Source organism: Verrucomicrobiota bacterium (genome assembly GCA_037139415.1).
Classification (GTDB): domain Bacteria; phylum Verrucomicrobiota; class Verrucomicrobiia; order Limisphaerales; family Fontisphaeraceae; genus JBAXGN01.
This window is the reverse complement of record JBAXGN010000179.1, coordinates 1-17,174: the sequence shown is the minus strand read 5'-3', so window position 1 is coordinate 17,174 and position 17,174 is coordinate 1. Positions and strand designations below refer to the sequence as shown.

Annotated in this window: 19 protein-coding genes; 11 read left to right on the top strand and 8 right to left on the bottom strand. The window is 57.6% G+C overall.

Annotated features, from left to right (window positions below):
• The 3 genes from WCO56_23860 to WCO56_23850 all read left to right on the top strand — a co-directional run.
• Positions 1–196, top strand: a 196-nt coding sequence (locus WCO56_23860; GenBank protein MEI7732629.1) for a hypothetical protein, incomplete at its 5' end; no start/stop codon positions are given.
• A 112-nt stretch (positions 197–308) separates the two neighbouring features.
• Entirely contained in the window at positions 309–563 is a 255-nt protein-coding gene (locus WCO56_23855) for a hypothetical protein (protein ID MEI7732628.1), read from the top strand.
• A gap of 169 nt (positions 564–732) precedes the next feature.
• Positions 733–1,194, top strand: coding sequence for a hypothetical protein (locus WCO56_23850; GenBank protein ID MEI7732627.1), 462 nt, complete (start codon positions 733–735; stop codon positions 1,192–1,194).
• A 72-nt stretch (positions 1,195–1,266) separates the two neighbouring features.
• Here WCO56_23850 and WCO56_23845 read toward each other — a convergent pair whose 3' ends face one another.
• On the bottom strand, positions 1,267–1,545 hold the full coding sequence (locus WCO56_23845) for a hypothetical protein (protein MEI7732626.1): 279 nt from the start codon (positions 1,543–1,545) through the stop codon (positions 1,267–1,269).
• Positions 1,538–1,807 carry a hypothetical protein gene (locus WCO56_23840; protein ID MEI7732625.1) on the bottom strand — a complete coding sequence of 90 codons (270 nt, stop codon included), beginning with the start codon at positions 1,805–1,807 and terminating at the stop codon, positions 1,538–1,540. Before WCO56_23840 ends, WCO56_23845 begins: the two co-directional genes overlap by 8 nt.
• Positions 1,808–1,980: 173 nt before the next feature.
• Between WCO56_23840 and WCO56_23835 the strand changes: the two genes are divergently transcribed.
• From WCO56_23835 to ftsY, 7 genes are all read left to right on the top strand, one after another.
• Positions 1,981–3,180, top strand: a complete 1,200-nt coding sequence (locus WCO56_23835; GenBank protein ID MEI7732624.1) for a DUF6786 family protein — start codon at positions 1,981–1,983, stop codon at positions 3,178–3,180.
• A 72-nt stretch (positions 3,181–3,252) separates the two neighbouring features.
• The gene (locus WCO56_23830; protein ID MEI7732623.1) at positions 3,253–4,161 is read left to right on the top strand and encodes a D-hexose-6-phosphate mutarotase; all 909 of its coding nucleotides are present in this window, start codon (positions 3,253–3,255) and stop codon (positions 4,159–4,161) included.
• Between the two features lie 24 nt (positions 4,162–4,185).
• Complete coding sequence (locus WCO56_23825; protein ID MEI7732622.1) at positions 4,186–4,893, top strand: DUF1080 domain-containing protein; 708 nt, start codon at positions 4,186–4,188, stop codon at positions 4,891–4,893.
• Between the two features lie 155 nt (positions 4,894–5,048).
• Positions 5,049–6,329 (top strand): tyrosine--tRNA ligase, encoded by a 1,281-nt coding sequence (gene tyrS / locus WCO56_23820; GenBank protein MEI7732621.1) that lies wholly within the window; start codon positions 5,049–5,051, stop codon positions 6,327–6,329.
• A gap of 105 nt (positions 6,330–6,434) precedes the next feature.
• Complete coding sequence (nusB, locus tag WCO56_23815; protein ID MEI7732620.1) at positions 6,435–6,938, top strand: transcription antitermination factor NusB; 504 nt, start codon at positions 6,435–6,437, stop codon at positions 6,936–6,938.
• 25 nt (positions 6,939–6,963) lie between these two features.
• Entirely contained in the window at positions 6,964–7,872 is a 909-nt protein-coding gene (locus tag WCO56_23810; protein MEI7732619.1) for a PHP domain-containing protein, read from the top strand.
• Between the two features lie 11 nt (positions 7,873–7,883).
• Positions 7,884–8,801, top strand: coding sequence for a signal recognition particle-docking protein FtsY (ftsY, locus tag WCO56_23805; protein MEI7732618.1), 918 nt, complete (start codon positions 7,884–7,886; stop codon positions 8,799–8,801).
• On the opposite strand, the gene cysC is transcribed toward ftsY, so the two are convergent.
• From cysC to WCO56_23780, 5 genes are all read right to left on the bottom strand, one after another.
• Positions 8,798–10,690 (bottom strand): adenylyl-sulfate kinase, encoded by a 1,893-nt coding sequence (gene cysC / locus WCO56_23800; protein ID MEI7732617.1) that lies wholly within the window; start codon positions 10,688–10,690, stop codon positions 8,798–8,800. The two genes, ftsY and cysC, sit on opposite strands and share 4 nt — an antisense overlap.
• A 62-nt stretch (positions 10,691–10,752) precedes the next feature.
• On the bottom strand, positions 10,753–11,565 hold the full coding sequence (cysD, locus tag WCO56_23795; protein MEI7732616.1) for a sulfate adenylyltransferase subunit CysD: 813 nt from the start codon (positions 11,563–11,565) through the stop codon (positions 10,753–10,755).
• Between the two features lie 50 nt (positions 11,566–11,615).
• Positions 11,616–12,335: a phosphoadenylyl-sulfate reductase gene (locus WCO56_23790; protein ID MEI7732615.1), complete on the bottom strand. Its 720-nt coding sequence runs from the start codon at positions 12,333–12,335 to the stop codon at positions 11,616–11,618.
• Position 12,336: 1 nt separating this feature from the next.
• A complete protein-coding gene (locus WCO56_23785; GenBank protein MEI7732614.1) occupies positions 12,337–14,016 on the bottom strand; it encodes an NADPH-dependent assimilatory sulfite reductase hemoprotein subunit in 1,680 nt (559 codons plus the stop codon).
• 280 nt (positions 14,017–14,296) lie between these two features.
• Complete coding sequence (locus WCO56_23780) at positions 14,297–15,280, bottom strand: WYL domain-containing protein (protein ID MEI7732613.1); 984 nt, start codon at positions 15,278–15,280, stop codon at positions 14,297–14,299.
• A gap of 113 nt (positions 15,281–15,393) precedes the next feature.
• Between WCO56_23780 and WCO56_23775 the strand changes: the two genes are divergently transcribed.
• On the top strand, positions 15,394–16,722 hold the full coding sequence (locus WCO56_23775; protein MEI7732612.1) for a transposase: 1,329 nt from the start codon (positions 15,394–15,396) through the stop codon (positions 16,720–16,722).
• A 271-nt stretch (positions 16,723–16,993) separates the two neighbouring features.
• On the opposite strand, the gene WCO56_23770 is transcribed toward WCO56_23775, so the two are convergent.
• The coding region (locus tag WCO56_23770) for a hypothetical protein (protein MEI7732611.1) at positions 16,994–17,174 on the bottom strand (181 nt) is incomplete at its 5' end.

Sequence of the window (17,174 nt, the reverse complement as noted above, 5' to 3'; positions counted from 1 at the left end):
GGACCAATGCAAAATCGTCGTGGACCGTGGCGATGACAAGGGCGAAGTCCTGCTGACGGTGGATAGCACCCCCAACTTCCTGGACACCACCCCGTTCCCCAGCGCCCCCGCCAAGTGGACCTACCGCGCCGTCTATATGTACAAAGACGAGCAAGTCGGCCAATGGAGCAAGCCCGTCACCATCAACGTGGGCTAAGCCTGGGAAAATACATCTGGACAACCACCTGCTGCCGCGCATCGCGAGGGACGCGCGGCGGTGGCCGTGGAAAAACGTTCCCTTGCGGGGAAATGAGGGTATAGTGGCTGCAATGAAGATGGTTCTCGTTTACAACGCCAAACGCAAAGCACGGCGCACTGCGTTTGCGGAGGGCCGCATCACTCGGCTCTACTTTCTTCCCTATGAGGGCGAGCACATGTTCGAGATTGACGATGGAAGGCGGCGCAGCAGTTGGCCGCGCTCCAGCGACAGCACATGGTTTGTTGTCGGCTGGCATGCGCGCATCGAACACACCCGCGATGAGCAGCCAGAGGTTCTCAAGATTTGGATTGGAGAGGCAGCCTGACAAGGGCGTTGCAGCAAACTGCCGCCGCGCGTCCCTCGCGATGCGCGGCGGTGGATTTTCAAATTGACCCGAGGGGCCTTTTTAGGGATGGTCGGCACCATGAAAACCAACTGGCCACCGGAAACCATGAACGAAAAGGGCGTTCAAGAAGACTGTTCGGACCAAACGCATGACTGACCAAATTACACCCCGAGCGAAACGGTTGCTGGTGATCGCAATGGTGACGCCGTGGTTATTTCTGATCGTTTACTACGGGGCACCAATGCTGAATTCGCAGCAACGGCATCTCCTGGCAGTAGAGGACCACATTGCCGCTATCGGTCAGCAATGGGACCGGTTCCGCGCAGAGCATCCGGGTTTTCAGGACGTGAAACTATTCGCCTATACGGGAGGTGATGGCATGTTTGGCGCCAACGGATACGTAGCCACTGACGAGCAAATTGTGGAGCTCCGAAAATTCATGGAAAGTACCAGTCCTCCGCGCCCTATTTACTTGAAGTCTGTTAGTGTGGTCAGTCCGGAGTTTTTTAACTTGCAGAAGGGAGCCGAACCCGATAGTCCAGCGAACGGGAGCCAGCCGATTCGCTCAAGGACAAATTCAACGTCACCAGCGGCTGGCTCCCGTCGCTGACCTTGTCATTCCCCTCTAACATTGCTTCGGCAAACCCATCCGCAGTGTCGCATCGCGAATGGCCGGACCGGTTTAGAAGGCACGCAAGAATTTTTTCAATTCATCGTGCGTCATAATATCATAGGCCACCAAACTTCCAGGGAACGCCATTAGGATGATGCGGTATCGTAAGCCGATGCGGCATTCAAACAAGTTATTCCGCAGCTTGGTTATTTTCAAACCCGCATGGATATGGGGGTCTCCGTAACCGGTCTTCACTTTTCCCAGCGCGGCTTCGGCCCCAGCGGCGATGGCTGGCGGAAGCTGCTTGATCGCTCTTAGAAAGCGATCATGATATTCGATCTCAATCACGGGGAAGCTTGCCGGTAAATTTATGCAGTTTGCCGGCTTTGCGCGCCTTCTTGATGTCGGCTTCGATAAAAGCAACCGCCCGATCCGCCTGCTCCGGGCTGACATCATATTCCGCCAGGGCATAATCCTCGCTATAGACACGAACCGGACGAAGCGCCACTAAAACGCCGTCCATCGTGAAAGCGATATCCTCACCGGCAATGGCCCGTTTGCACCATTGCCCCAACTGGCGCCGCCCCTCGGTTACGCTCAATGTTTTCATGATGACATTATAAAAGGCATTGCCCCCGATGGCAAGCCCTTCGTTCGAGATTCCTTTTGCCTTTTGCCGGCGGGGCCGGTATGCTGCCCGCTAACAAAAGCAATTAAAACATGATGAACGACACCGCCAACCGTTTGGAGAATCAAACGCGTAGCCATCGTTGGGTGAAACTTATGAAAAAAATCGCTTCCAGCCTATTACTGGGCGCAGCCGCCAACGCCAGCGCCGCCAACTTCGGCGAAGACCTCGCCTTCCTGCAAAAGCATACCGACGTGGTGGTGCTGGCGGATAAGTCCGGCAATTCCAAAGTCGCCATCGTGCCCGCCTGGCAGGGGCGCGTGATGTCCAGCACGGCCACCGGGGATGCCGGGCTGAGCTTCGGCTGGATCAACCGCGAGCTGATCGCCACCCAAAAGGTGCAACCGCACATCAACGTCTTCGGCGGCGAGGACCGCTTCTGGCTGGGGCCCGAAGGCGGCCAGTTCTCCATCTATTTCGCCAAGGGCGTGGCGTTCGATTTCGAGCATTGGTTCACCCCCGCCCCGATTGACACGGAGCCCTTCAAAGTCGTCAAGGCCGCCAAGGATAAAGCCAGCTTCCGCCATCAGTTCACGCTGAATAATTACTCCGGCACGGCATTCGAGGTGAAGGTGGATCGCGAGGTGCGCCTGCTCTCCGCCAAAGACACGTGGAAAAAGCTGGGTGTCCCGGCGGCGGAACACGTCCAGTTGGTGGCGTTTGAATCGGCCAACAAAATCACCAACGTGGGCAAGAACACTTGGAAGAAGGAAACCGGCCTGCTCTCCATCTGGATTCTGGGCATGTTGAATCCCTCGCCCGCCACCACCATCGTCGTCCCCATCAAAGCCGGGACCGAAGCGGAACTGGGCAAGGCCGTGACGGCGGATTACTTCGGCCAGGTGCCGCCGGAGCGGTTGGTGGTCAGGGACAGCGTGCTGTTCTTCAGCGGCGACGGCAAGTGCCGGGGAAAAATCGGCATCAGCCCCAAACGCTGCAAGCCGGTCCTCGGCAGTTATGATGCCGCCAACAAGGTGCTGACGATCGCGCAGTTCACCTTCAACGATGGCGTGACAGATTATGTGAATTCCCAATGGAAACTCCAGGAACATCCCTACGCCGGCGACGTGGCCAACAGCTACAACGACGGCCCCGTGACTCCCGGCGGCAAGCCGCTGGGTCCGTTCTACGAACTGGAATCCTCCTCCCCCGCCGCCGCCCTGGCCGCCGGCAAAAGCCTGGAGCATGTGCATCGTACGATTCATTTGACCGGCCCCGAAAATGAGTTGGACGTGATCGCCCAAGCCGCCTTGGGCGTAACCCTGAAAGAGATCACCACCGCCCTGCCCCGCTAACGGATGGTCGGGAAAACATTTTTGTGGCAAATTTGTCTCCCCTTTTGAGGGCGATTGGTTTATCGTACATCCATGAGTACCGGTGATGTCCCAGCAAAACTGAAGCAATTCGAGATTCCCGGAAGGGTGACGTTCCAGGAGGGCAATGGCGAATTGCCCAAATTGGAGATCACCACGGCCTGGAGCACTGCGGAAATCTATCTGCACGGCGCGCACGTCACCAGCTTTCAAAAGAAGGGTGAACCGCCATTGCTCTTCATGAGCCAGTGCAGCCGGTTTGTGGCCGGGCAACCCATCCGGGGCGGTGTGCCCGTCATCTTCCCATGGTTCGGCCCGCGCGAAGGCATGCCCATGCATGGCTTTGCCCGCCTGGCATCCTGGGAATTGCATGAAGCCACGGCCTTGCCGGAAGGTGGCGTTACGCTGCGGTTTAGCCTGCCGGAGGTGGATGAATCAGCCACCTTCCCGCCCTGCAACGCCCATTACGTCGTCACGGTAACCGACAAACTCGAGCTGGAACTGATCATTACCAACCCCACGCCCAACGAGCCTTTCACCTTTGATACTTGCCTGCACACCTATTTCCAAGTCGGTGACATTTCAGCGGTCAGCGTGAGTGGGTTGAAAGGGTTGACGTACCTCGATAAGGTCGAGAATTTTGCCACCAAGACGGAAACCGCCGAGACCATCCAAGTGGCCGCCGAAGTGGATCGCATCTATCTCGACACCCACGGCCCGGCGTTGATTCAAGATGCCAAGTTGCGCCGGATCATCCGGGTGGAAACAAGCGGCTCACGTTCCACCGTGGTCTGGAACCCCTGGATTGCCAAAGCGCGCCAGATGCCTGATTTTGGGGATGACGAGTACCGGGAAATGATCTGCGTGGAATCCGGCAATGTGGACCGCAACAAGTTGACCTTGGCGCCCGGGCACAGCGTGGCGATGAAGGTGGTGCTTTCCAGCGAACCGCTGCCGGCTTGAGCAAACCGATAGATTGCATTGGTTATGAATGGTTGTTACGCAAAACAAATTGGGTGGCTGGCGGTCTGGGTGATGACCACGCTGTCCATCGTCGCGGCGGATGAACCGGAGTGGAAACCCCTCTTCGATGGCAAGTTTCCAATCCATTGGCGCGGCGTGCGGATGCCGCATTTTCCGGCGCAAAAATGGACCATCCAGGCGGGCATGATCAAAACCGTGCCGGGGGTGGAACCGGTGGATCTGGTATCGCGCGAGCGCTTCACCAACTTTGAATTTGCGGTGGAATGGCGGCTGGCCCCCGGCGCTTCCAGCGGCATTCTTTATCTGCTGCCCGAACCAGCGAAGCACCGGCCCGAAGGGTTGGAATATGTCATTCAGGATGCCAATCGCCCCAAGGGGGAAGCGGTGCCACCGGAAAAACAGACCGCCGCCTTGCGTGGCTGGCTGGCCCCAACCAATGTGCCCGCAAAACCGGTCGGTGAATGGAATGAAACCCGCATTCTAGTGCTGACCAACCACGTCGAACATTGGCTCAATAATCAGAAGGTGCTTGAATTCGAGTTGAATGATCCCAAGGTGAAGGAGCCTTTGGAAAAGCTTGGCAACAGCCTGAATGTGGAAAAAATGATACTTCGCGGCGGATACCTGGTATTGCGGCACACCGGCACAGAAGTTTGCTTTCGCAACTTGCAAGCACGCCATCTCCCGATTCCCGAATCCGCCAAACCCTGAATCCAGCGCAAGCGATATTGATCCCTTTCCGTTAGGGACACGGGACGGATGCCTGGTTATCTTGGTTTGAAAAGCCCCGCTTTCTTTGCGAGCAGGGTCTGGCTCGCCCTTATTTTATTGTATTTCCGCAAAATCCCCGCAATAAATCTGCCGCCATGAATATACATGAAGAGCTGCAATGGCGCGGTTTGTTGGCGGATTGCACGGATACACCCGAGTTGACCAAACGGTTAGCGACGGGGCCGATCACGTTGTACTGCGGGTTTGACCCGACGGCGGACAGTTTACACGTGGGGAACCTGGTGCCCCTGCTGGCGCTGCGGCGCTTTCAACTGGCAGGACACCACCCGATCGCCCTGGCTGGCGGGGCCACCGGCTCCATTGGCGATCCCAGCGGCAAAACCCAGGAACGCACGCTGCTGACCAAGGAAATCCTCGACACGAACATTGCCTCCGTCAAAAAGCAACTGGCGCGTTTGCTGGATTTTGAAAATACCGTTAATCCCGCGCGTCTGCTGGATAATGCCTCGTGGACGGCTCCGATTTCCTATCTCGATTTTTTGCGGGAAATCGGCAAATTCTTTTCCGTCAATGTCATGGTCTCCAAAGAAAGCGTGCGGGCGCGCATGGAAGACCGGGACCACGGCATCAGCTACACCGAATTCAGCTACATGCTGTTGCAGGCGTTTGATTTTTATTATCTGCGCAAGGAACATCAGTGCGAACTGCAAATCGGCGGCAGCGATCAATGGGGCAACATCACCGCCGGCATTGATCTGACCCGGAAAAAGCTCGGCGCGCCCGTCTTTGGCCTCACCCTGCCCCTGATCACCAACGCGGATGGTTCGAAGTTCGGAAAAACCGTGGCGGGTGCGGTCTGGATGGATGCGCGGCGCACCAGCGTGTACCGGTTTTACCAATTCTGGATCCGTGCGGATGACCGCGACGTGATCCGTTACCTGAAATATTTCACCTTCCTGACCCGAGAAGAAATCGAAACGCTGGAAAAACAGCACCAGGAGAACCCGGGCGCACGCGCAGCCCACAAGGCGCTCGCCAAAGCGGTGACCGATCTGATTCATGGCGAAGCCGCCACCACCGAGGCTATTCGCGCGAGTGAAATCCTGTTCGGCGGCGGCCTGGATGGAGTTTCTGAAGCCACGTTCCAGGACATCGTCGGAGAAGCTCCCACCAAAGATGTGGAAAAGGCGAAACTGGAAGGTACTGGCACCTCGCTGATCGAATTGTTGATCCTGTCCGGCCTGTGCAAATCCAAGGGCGATGCGCGGCGTGACCTCGAGGGCGGCGGCATTTATGTCAACAACGTGCGGGAAGGCAATGCCCAGCGGCTAGTAAGCCTGAACGATGCCTTGTTCGGCAAATACTTGCTCCTGCGCAAGGGCAAGCGCACCTATTCCGTGTTGCGAGTAATATAGACGATTAGCCATACTTCACAGCATTGTTTATGCAAAACAGCGAATTTTGCAGCCGTCCTATCTTTTCCCTTCTTTGTTTTTCAAAGCTGTGGCATACTCACCCCTATGGGAACGAGACGTGAAGCGCGGGAGAAGGCTGTGCAGTTTTTATTTCAGTACGACCTGAATCCGCCGGAAAAATTAGACGAAGCGCTGGAGTTATTTTGGAACTCACAGCGGGCAGCGGCATTGGAAAACGAAAAAGGCAACGCCACTTGGGGTGAAAAAGTGGAACTGCCACCACCCACCACCGATGAGACCGCCACCCGGTTATTTTCCGAACCACTGATCCGCGGCGCGCTGGAGCATCGCGACGAATGCGACGCCTTGATTGTCAAGCACGCGAAAAACTGGGAAATCCACCGGATTGCCACTGTGGACCGCAATATCATGCGCCTGGCCATTTATGAGATGTTACACCGGCAGGACATACCGCCGGTGGTCAGCATCAATGAGGCCGTGGACATCGCCAAAAAGTTTTCCACCCACGACAGCGGCAAATTCGTCAACGGCATTCTCGACAAGGTAAAAGGCGAATTGATGCGTCCCGCCCGCGATATTAAGTCCTAAGCCTCCCCATCCGCTGCCCGATATCATGAGTTCCGCCCTCCCCATGTACGCTGATCTGCATCTGCACACTTTCTTTTCTGATGGCACTTTTTCCCCGGAAGAAGTGGTTGCCCGCGGAAAGGAAAAAGGCCTGACCACGCTCGCCCTGACCGACCATGATACCGTGGAAGGGTGCGAGCGTATGGCGACCGCCTGCCAGCAACATGGGCTGGAATTCATTCCTGGTTCAGAATTGACCTCGGAGTTCAACCAGCACGAAATTCATCTGCTGGGCTATTTCATGGATATTCACCAACCCCGCCTGCTGGGCGAGTTGCGAAAATTCCAAGAGGTTCGCCAAAACCGCATCCGCGAGATGGTGACGCGACTAAACAAGCTGGGAATTCCGCTTGAAGCCGAGGCGGTTTTCCGCATCGCCAGTTGCAAGGCACCGGGACGTCCGCATGTGGGACGGGCGCTGGTACAAGGTGGTTTTTGCCGCAGCATGGACGAGGCGTTTGAGCGCTTCCTGAAAAAACACCGCCCCGCTTGGGTACCCAAATTCCGAATTTCGGCGGCGGATGCCATCGGCCTCATTCACCAGAGCGGCGGGCTGGCGGTGATGGCGCATCCCGGCTTGAATCACGTGGATGAAATCATCCCGGAATTGGTCGCATCCGGGATGGATGGGATCGAATGTTTTCACACCAAACATTCGACGAAGATGAGCGAGCACTACCTGCTGATCGCAGAAAAACACGGGTTATTGGTCACAGGTGGATCGGATTGCCACGGCAACAGCAAAGGCACACCGCTCATCGGCACCATCAAGCTGCCGATGGTTTATGTGAACCATCTCAAAGAAGCCGCTGCTCGAAAAGCCGGATGCCCCGCTGGCAATAACGGTTCCGCTGGGCAAGGTAATTCCCCGCAACCGCCAACCAATATTCAATAACTGTTCATTCCATGGGATTTTTTGATCGCATCAAGGAAGGCCTGAAAAAGACCCAGACCAAACTGGTTCATGAAATCAAGCGCATCGTCACCGGTTCGCCCAAACTGACGGAGGAAACACTGGAAGAACTGGAACACGCCCTGCTCGCCGCCGATTTGGGAGTGGCCATGACCACGCAAATCCTGGCTGCGGTGAAAAAGGCCTACGAAACCCAAGGCAGCGCGGGATTGGACGTTATTGCGATCGCCGAACGGGAAGTGGAGAACAGTTTGGTGGGAGTGGATGCCACGTTGAAACATGCGGCGTCCGGCTTGACGGTGGTCTCCCTGGTGGGCGTGAACGGCACTGGTAAGACGACCACCTCCGCCAAACTGGCCTGGTTGGTGCAACAGCGGGGCCAGACTTCAATGCTCGCCGCCTGCGATACCTTTCGCGCCGCCGCGATAGAGCAAATCAAGCTTTGGGGACAGCGTCTGAATGTTCCAGTCGTCGCCGGTGCCCATGGATCAGATCCGGCATCGGTGGCCCACGATGCCATCACCGCTGCCATCGCGCGGCAAGCCACGTATCTTTTTGTGGACACGGCGGGTCGCCAGCATACGAAACAAAACCTGATGCAGGAGTTGCAGAAAGTCCACCGGGTCATCAGCCGTAAGCTGCCCGGCGCACCCCATGAGGTATTGCTGGTGTTGGACGGCTCCACTGGCATGAACGCGATGAGCCAGGCGCGCGAGTTTCACCGGGCGGTGCCGCTGACCGGTCTGGTGGTGACGAAACTCGATGGCACCAGCAAAGGCGGCGCGGTCATCGGCATCCAGAAGGAATTAGGGTTGCCGGTGAAATTCATCGGTGTTGGTGAACAGCCCGAAGATCTTCAGCCATTCGTGGCCAAAGAATTCGCCCAAGCGCTCTTTGCGAAAAACGGTTAGATCGTGATCACGGTCTCGTTGTCTCGCAGGTGCAGCCGTTCCACAATGCGGCCCACGCAGTCCGCCACGCTCATTTGATCCGTGGGCAGAACGATTTCCGCGTTGGTTGGCGGCTCGTAGGGCGCGGAAATTCCAGTGAACTCCTTGATCTCATTCGCGCGCGCCTTGACATAAAGCCCCTTGGTGTCCCGCTGTTCGCAGACGGCCAGCGGCGCATCCACAAACACTTCAATAAACTGACCTGCATTTAGCATTTGACGCACAAACGCGCGATCCTCCCGGTACGGTGAGATAAACGCCGTGATGCAAATCACCCCGGCATCCGTGAACAGCTTGGACAATTCACCCACCCGGCGGATATTCTCCTTGCGGTCGCGCGGCGAAAACGCGAGGTCCGAGCACAGCCCGTGCCGCACATTGTCTCCATCCAACACATAGGTCTGCTTGCCGAGGTTGAATAATTCCCGCTCCAACTCCATGGCAATGGTGGATTTCCCTGAACCGGAAAGCCCCGTCAGCCAGATCACCACGCCGCCATGGCCATTGCGGCGCGCGCGATGTTCCGCTGTCACCTTGCCGGTGCTCCAATACAGGTTCTCGCTCTTCTGGCTACCATCGGTAGTCCGACGTGGATAATTATCCGCCGCCACGATCCCGCCACCAGAAACGTCAAAACCATCCACAATCACAAACCGCCCGGTCGCTACCAAATCTGCATGTACGTCAAAAGCCACCGGACGCTTGGTACGCAGGACCACCTCGCCGACTTCGTACCGGCCCACGAAACGATCCGTTTCGTCGCGCTGAATGGTCTCCAGCGTTGAGGCGTCAATCACCCGGTCAATTGCTTCAATCTGGCATTCCAGTTCCTGGGTCGCCAGCTTCAGCTTGTAGGGCCGCCCCATGGTGAACGGTTTCCGCCCCAGCCAGAAAATGCGCGTCTTAAGCCGGGTCAACTCATAAGGCGCTGCGGATTCCAGCGCGCCTACCGCCCCGCGCTCCACGAAAATTTGTTCCGTCAGCGTGATCCCCACGGATTCTCCCGCCGAGGCCGAATCCCGCGAGGCGGCGTTCCAGCGCTCAATGGTTTTCACCACACTGCTCTTGTTGCCCGGTGCAAAAATCAAACGATCACCCACGCGCAACGTGCCGCTTTCCACCCGTCCAGCCAGAATGCGGCGTTCATCGAACCGATAGACGTCCTGGATGGGAAAGCGCAGCGGCTGATGCACCGGCAAATCGGATACCTTGAATTCGTCCAGCGTTGCCAGGACGGTGGGGCCGTTCCACCATGGCATTTGCGCGCTGCGCGAAGCGATGTTATCCCCGTGCTTGGCAGCGATCGGGATGAAAACCTTGGGTTCCACCCCTACAGTTTTCAGCCACGCCCGATATTCAGCCTCCACCTGGTCAAACCGCGCCTGCGAATAATCCACCAGGTCCATTTTGTTGACCAGCACCGCAATCTGCCGGATGCCCAGCAGGTTGAGCAGGTAGCCGTGCCGGCGCGAGTTTTCCTGCACCCCCTCGTGCGCGTCAATCAACAGCAGCGCCGCCTCCGCATTGGCCGCACCGGTGACCATGTTTTTCAGAAATTCCTTGTGGCCCGGCGCGTCAATGATCACGTATTGCCGCTTGGGGGTCTGAAACCAGATTTGCGTCGTGTCAATCGTGATGTTTTGATCGCGTTCGGATTGCAGGGCGTCCATGAGGTTGGCCCACTCAAACGGCACCCCGCGACGCTCAGCAATTTTTTGCAATTGTTCGAGTTTCCCGTCGGGCAGTGAACCGGTGTCATGAAACAACCGGCCCACAAAGGTGGATTTGCCGTGGTCCACGTGCCCCACAATCACGATCTTCAATTGTTCGGTAGGTATCTGTAACGACATAAATTTTTTAACGTATCCGCAAACTCATCCATCAATAAACATCCATTAACCGTGACCGCTTTTTACATGTAGCCGTCGCGGCGCAATTTTTCGAAGGCGTCTTCGCTTTCCTTGTCCTGGGCGCGCCCGGAACGTTCACTGGTCTTGGTGTGGCGCAATTCCTCGATGATTTCACGCACCGTCCGCGCGTTGGATTTGATGGCAGCGGTGCAGGGCGCACAGCCCAAACTGCGGTAGCGCTCGCCTTTTTCATTGGAGAAATACAGCGGAATAATGGGAATATTTTCACGTTCGATGTATTCCCATACGTTCAGCTCCGTCCAGTGCAGGAGCGGATGAATGCGGATGTGCGCGCCTTTGTCGAAGTCCGTCTTGAACTGGTCCCACAGCTCCGGGGGCTGATCCTCGACATTCCATTCCATATTCTTATCGCGCGGGCTGAAATACCGCTCTTTGGCGCGGGTCGGCTCCTCGTCGCGACGCACGCCAACAATCACGCCCGTGTACCCGTGCTTTTCCAGCACCTGTTTCAGCGCGTCTTTCTTTAGCGTACCACAGCATTCGACACGGGTGGCCCGGCCGTTGGGAAAGGTCTGCCCGGCCGCCAGCACCGGCTGGTTTCCGCCCACCACCAGTTCCAGTTTCCAATCGCGCACCAAGCGGTCTCGGTACTCGATCATGGACGCGATCTTATAGGTGGTGTCCACATGCACCAGGGGGAACGGCACATGGCCGAAAAATGCCTTGCGCGCCAGCCACAGGAGGACGGTGGAATCCTTGCCGATGCTCCACAGCATGGCGAGATTCTCAAACTTGTTGAACGCCTCGCGCATGATGTAGATGCTCTGATTTTCCAGTTTGCTTAAGTAATCCATGGTTCGTTAATGGTAAATACTGCGTTGTTAAAGGATATGCCTCGCAGCAATCACGAGGACTTTTTGGTCATGAACGTATGAATGCCGCATTCGGTTTTATTAAAGCCTGTCCAGCGCCCTGCACGCTCGTTGTCCCCGCTGGTTTTGGCCGTACACGGCACACAACCAATGGAGCGGTATCCCTGATCATGCAGCGGGTTATACGGTATCTGATGTTGGTGTAAATAATCCCAGACCTGATCGCGTCCCCAGTTGGCCATGGGGTTGAGCTTCACTATTTCGCGCCCGGTGCTTTCGTCCGCCGCATAGACTTCGATAATACCAATGCTGGTGCGCGTAGCGGATTGTTGACGGCGCAGCCCGGTAATCCAACCGTCCAGCGTGGCCAGTTTATCGCGCAGCGGCAGCACTTTGCGGATCGTGCAGCACAAGTCCGGTTCCCGTTTCCACAGGTCCGGCCCGTGCGCCGCCGCTTGCTGCTCCACGGTCAGATCGGGCTTCAAGGACTCGATGGTCAAACCAAAAAAATCTTCGAGGCGTTTCTTCAACGCCAGGGTTTCCGGAAATAACAGCCCGGTATCCAGGGTGAATACAGGGAATTTATAGCCGCGTTCCCGCGCCAAGTGCAGCATGACCAGCCCGGCTCCCTGGAAACTCGTGCCAATTGCCGCCCGGGTTCCATACGTCTCCCAAGCCCACGCCAGTACCTTTTCCGTCGGTTCCTGATCGAACCGTTGGTTAAGCACCTGAATGTCGTCTGCGGAAAACATATTAATTCGTTGGCAACGATGTCCAAAGTACTCGGGCCGCCCAATCGCCAAAACGTTCCGCCAGCTGGCGTTCCTGTTTGAACCGGGTTAATAATGGACGCAGTTCCGTGACCAGATCGGTATCCCGCACCGATTCGCGATACAGCCGATTCAAACGCGTATTGCTGGCATTGCCACCCAGCATGAGGTTGTACTTGTTGGGAGCCTTGCCCACCAACGCAATCTCCGCCGTGTGCGGGCGCACGCAACCATTCGAGCAGCCGGTCATGCGAATGGTGATTTCTTCCTCCGCCAGCCCCAACTCCGCCAGCAGTTGTTCCAATTGCGTGAGCAGTGTGGGCAGATAGCGTTCGCTTTCCGCCAGCGCCATGCCGCAGGTTGGCAGCGCCACGCAGGCCATGGAACTGCGCCGCACCGTCGCAACCTGGTTCGCCGCCGGAATACCATGCATAGCGAGCACTTGGTCAATCCCCTCGCGATGCGACGAATTGATATTGGCCAGAATCAGATTGTGCGCGGGCGTCAACCGTACCTGCGTCTGAAAGCGTGAAACAATCTCGCGCAACGCGGTCTTAAGGCGAAAGCCCTCACGGTCGCGGATACGACCGGTTTCAACCAATACCCCGAGAAATAACTTGCCGTCGGCTTGCGTGTGCCAGCCCAAAGCATCGCCTTGTTTGGTGAATTGAAACGCGCGCGCCGTCCCCAACTTATAACCCAAACGCCGCTCCAACTCCTCGCGGAACCACGCCACCCCTTTTTCCTGTAACACGTATTTCAGTCGCGCGTGCTTGCGGTTGGTGCGGTCCCCAAAATCACGATGCACCGTCAACACCGCCTTGGCAGCAGCATCCACCTGATCCGGCGTTACGAAGCCCACCACATCCGCCAGACGCGGATAGGTTTCCTTGTTGCCGTGCGAAGTCCCCTGCCCTCCACCCGCCGCCAGGTTGTAACCCACCAACTTCCCATTCTCCACAATGGCGATGAAGCCCAGGCAGTTTGAAAACACGTCCACGTCGTTCAGTGGCGGAATGGCAAAAGCGATCTTGAATTTGCGCGGCAGGTACGTCTTCCCGTAGAGCGGGTCCACAAACTCTTTGTGTTCCGGCGCAGCCAAATCCAATTGCACCCCATCCACCCAAATGGCGTGATACGCCTTGGTGAGGGGCAGCAACGCGTCCGAAACCCGTCGTGCATCGGCAGATACCGCCTCTGCAATGGCATCGCGGGACGGAGTAGCCGGAGCCATGACATTCCGGTTCACATCGCCGCAAGCCGCCAGCGTGGTCATCAGCGCCTCGTTAATGCGCTTGATCAACGCGCCCAAGCCACTCTTCACCACCCCATGAAATTGAAAGCCTTGCCGGGAGGTGATCCGTAGCGTGTTATTGGCGTATTGCGAGGCCAGATCGTCAAATACCAGGTACTGCTGTGGTTCCACGATGCCGCCGGGCAAACGCCCGCGCACCATGAAGATATATTGCTTGCCGGTCTTCCGTTTATCCCGATCATCCTCTTGGTATAAACCGTGAAATTTAATGAACTGCTCATCATCGGAGGAGAAACGATCCGCATTAGCATCCTGCAACGTGGCCGCGATCGTCCCCGCCAGCGTGGGAATCGCTTCTTTTATCTCTTCATTATGCGTTCGTTTTTTGTCCGTCACCACCGTATTCATAAGTAAGTTGGTAATGTTAGTTATATATCTTTTTCTACTGCTGTCAAATATAAATTCATTTTCCTTTTTAGCCAAGTCTTGAATGGTGATTTTACAGAAGATAGCCATCGGCCGAATTGAATCACCCCTCATGAAAACAGGAAATCCTATGAATGCCCCCCTAAATCTAAATCGACCTTCAGGTGTTTGAGCAGAAAATCGAACAGCAGTTTGTTGTGCCTCCACTGAGCCGCCGAGATTTTCAGGGGGGGACCGTCTCCCGGAGTACTGTCCCGATCACCTAACCTTGGCGCTTTATTCCCGCCTTCAGTCTCGCTTTAACTCGCGCCTTAAGTTCGCGTGGAGCCAGCACCTTGACCTCCGGCATCCAGGACAGAATCCACCGCGTCAACTCCTTGCGCCCGGACGTTTCCAGGCGCAGTTCCAGGCGGCCATCCCGCCGTTCGATCATCCGCTGGCTGGCGTGCCACTGGCGTTCCCGGATGTACGTGGCCACCTGCCGCGAAAACAGCAGCCGGACCTGCCACGGCTGCTCGGCCTGCGTGATGCCAAAGCCAGTTTTCAAAAAAACCTTCGCGTCAAAATCCTTCGGCCGCACAAAATACTCCCCCGCCCCCCGGAGGGCCAGACACCGCGACAACGCAAAGGTCTCCAGCTTGTTGGCCGCGGCATTCCTGGCCACCAGGTACCAGTTCCCGTGGTACGCCACCAGGTGGTACGGCTCCAGCGTATAGCTCCCCGTCACCCCGTCAAACCGCCGGTATTCCATCTGCAGCCGCTCCTGGTGGTTAATGGCGCGGGCGGCCTGCTGCCACACGGCGCTGTCCACGCGCGCATGGTCCTCCGACAACACCGTGAACTGCTCCGTCACCCCCTCCACATCCAGCGAGATCGTCCCCTCCAGCGACTCCGCAATCTTGCCCAGCACCGAGCGCATATCCAGCTCCAGGGGGGTCCCCTCAAACCGCTCCAACAGCTTGCGCGCGACGGAGAAACTGAACACCTCCTGCCGCGTCAACTGCACCGGCGGCAGCGCAAAGGTAAGCGCCGTGAGCCGGTACCCGTTGCCCGCCGCCTCGTAGGCCACCGGCGCCCGCAGTTCATCCCGCAGAAAATCCAGGTCGCGGGCGGCCGTGCGCGCAGAGATCTCCAATTCCCGGCAGAAATCACCCCGGTTGGGCAACTGCCCGGATCGGGTGCCTTCCCGGATCAATTCCAGCATCCGGCGAATTCGGTGGTACTGCGGGCGCGTCACGGCTTTCATGGCCAGATCCTTTTGCGTCTTTTGCGTCTTTTCGCGGCTAAAAATCTTTTTTCTTTTTCTTTCCGGTGTGCCGTTAGATGGCACACCTCTCTTTTACAATGGCGGGCACGATTATGCAACTGTACCGTGCCAAAAATCCGAAAAAGTCGCCCTTGTGGCAGTGCGCCAGCCGCCACTTCGACGAATTTCTGGACCGCTATCCCGAGCATTACCAACCCCGCCAGGGCCCGTTGCGCCCGATCGTTGAGGAGGTGGTCCACAAATTTCTCGATTGCGGCAACCTCGAACGCGGCTTCGCCCGCGTTCGCTGCGATAAATGCCAGCACGAATACCTCCTGGCCTTCTCCTGCAAGACCAGCAAGTTCTGCCCCTCCTGCCACCAGAAGAAGGTCCAGGCCACGGGCGCATTCATCGTGGACGAGGTGCTCGCCCCCGTGCCCCACCGCCACTACGTCCTGGCCCTGCCCCGGATGCTCCGACCCTACTTCCAGCATCACCGCCACCTCCTGAGGAACCTCTGCACCCTGGGCCAGGAATGCCTCCGGGATTTCCTGCGCACCGCCCTGGACCTGCCGGCCGGCCTCCCGGCCTTCGTGATGACGATCCACACCTTCGGCGAGTACCTCGATTTCCACCCCCACCTGCATATCCTCGCGGCCGATGGCCTCTTTGACCGCGACGGGCAGTTCCATCCGCTGCCCCCGTTCCCGACCAGGCCGCTGGAGGAACTGTTCCAGGCCCGCATCCTCGCCTTCCTCGTCGCGCAGCAACTCCTGCCGCCCGCGCGGGCCCAGAACCTGCGCTCCTGGAAACACACCGGCTTCAACGTCCATGCCGGGGACCCCGTCCCCGCCGAGAACCGGGCCGAACTGGAGAAGCTGGCCCAGTACCTCCTGCGCAACTCCTTCTCCGTCGACAAGATGACCATGGAATGGCCCGCCGACACCGTCATTTACCGCTCGCGGATGAACCCCAAGATCAACCGGAACTTCGAGGTGTTCACCGCCCCGGACTTCCTGGCCGCCATCACCCAGCACATCCCCGACCGCGGCGCCCAGAATGTCCGCTACTTCGGCTGGTACAGCAACAAGATGCGCGGCCAGCGCCACCGCCGGTTGGATCCCCTATATCAGCCGACCGCTGCCCTCCGCACCCCGCCTCCTCCGGTGCGCCTCCCCGCGAAAAAATGGCGGGACCTGATTCTCAAAGTGTGGCACGCCGACCCGCTGCGCTGTCCCGTCTGTCAGTCAGTCATGCGCATTATTTCTGTGATTGACGATCCCCGGATCACCGAGAAGATCCTTCGCCATCTGGGCGTCTGGGCGGGGCCCGACGCCTCGGCCGCCCGGCCTCCGCCTGGCCCGGCCGAGGGGGGCTGGACCTACGAACCCTTTGGCGACGTGGATCCGGCCCCTGATTACGAAAACGCCCTCACGGACTGAGGCCCGTCCCAGCAACTTCAAACCGCCCACTACGCCCACCGCTAAAAGGTGGGGGAACGACCGCGCCGCCTGCTGCCCGACGTCGGCTCGGTTGGCCCTGCCCCAAGCCTGATTTTGGGCTGATTTTTGGTTTGCTTCGCAATCGGCGCTGGGGTTATGCTCCGCATATGAATACAAAACATGAACGAAAACGTCGACGGGCCAAAACCAATGCTCCCTTACCGCAACGCGACAAGTGAACGCATCAAATGTGCCAAAAAGCAAATTCCTATCAGTTTTTTTGAATTTCGCCCTCTGGGGTCAGATCGTTGGCCTTGCCTTGGCGGCGCCTGCCGCGGATCTCCACTCTGCGGGATCTGAGAACCGCCCAACGACTCAATACATTCTGTTTTGCCGTGCTCCCGGCCAGGGCATGTATCAGGGTACACCTGAGACGCTTGGCCGCAAACAGT

Excerpts from the sequence above, each read along its gene's own strand:
- WCO56_23855 (MEI7732628.1), top strand. The coding sequence starts at position 309 with ATGAAGATGGTTCTCGTTTACAACGCCAAACGCAAAGCACGGCGCACT.
- WCO56_23850 (MEI7732627.1), top strand. The coding sequence starts at position 733 with ATGACTGACCAAATTACACCCCGAGCGAAACGGTTGCTGGTGATCGCA.
- WCO56_23840 (MEI7732625.1), bottom strand. The coding sequence starts at position 1,807 with ATGAAAACATTGAGCGTAACCGAGGGGCGGCGCCAGTTGGGGCAATGG.
- WCO56_23835 (MEI7732624.1), top strand. The coding sequence starts at position 1,981 with ATGAAAAAAATCGCTTCCAGCCTATTACTGGGCGCAGCCGCCAACGCC.
- WCO56_23830 (MEI7732623.1), top strand. The coding sequence starts at position 3,253 with ATGAGTACCGGTGATGTCCCAGCAAAACTGAAGCAATTCGAGATTCCC.
- WCO56_23825 (MEI7732622.1), top strand. The coding sequence starts at position 4,186 with ATGAATGGTTGTTACGCAAAACAAATTGGGTGGCTGGCGGTCTGGGTG.
- tyrS (MEI7732621.1), top strand. The coding sequence starts at position 5,049 with ATGAATATACATGAAGAGCTGCAATGGCGCGGTTTGTTGGCGGATTGC.
- nusB (MEI7732620.1), top strand. The coding sequence starts at position 6,435 with ATGGGAACGAGACGTGAAGCGCGGGAGAAGGCTGTGCAGTTTTTATTT.
- WCO56_23810 (MEI7732619.1), top strand. The coding sequence starts at position 6,964 with ATGAGTTCCGCCCTCCCCATGTACGCTGATCTGCATCTGCACACTTTC.
- ftsY (MEI7732618.1), top strand. The coding sequence starts at position 7,884 with ATGGGATTTTTTGATCGCATCAAGGAAGGCCTGAAAAAGACCCAGACC.
- cysC (MEI7732617.1), bottom strand. The coding sequence starts at position 10,690 with ATGTCGTTACAGATACCTACCGAACAATTGAAGATCGTGATTGTGGGG.
- cysD (MEI7732616.1), bottom strand. The coding sequence starts at position 11,565 with ATGGATTACTTAAGCAAACTGGAAAATCAGAGCATCTACATCATGCGC.
- WCO56_23790 (MEI7732615.1), bottom strand. The coding sequence starts at position 12,335 with ATGTTTTCCGCAGACGACATTCAGGTGCTTAACCAACGGTTCGATCAG.
- WCO56_23785 (MEI7732614.1), bottom strand. The coding sequence starts at position 14,016 with ATGAATACGGTGGTGACGGACAAAAAACGAACGCATAATGAAGAGATA.
- WCO56_23780 (MEI7732613.1), bottom strand. The coding sequence starts at position 15,280 with ATGAAAGCCGTGACGCGCCCGCAGTACCACCGAATTCGCCGGATGCTG.
- WCO56_23775 (MEI7732612.1), top strand. The coding sequence starts at position 15,394 with ATGCAACTGTACCGTGCCAAAAATCCGAAAAAGTCGCCCTTGTGGCAG.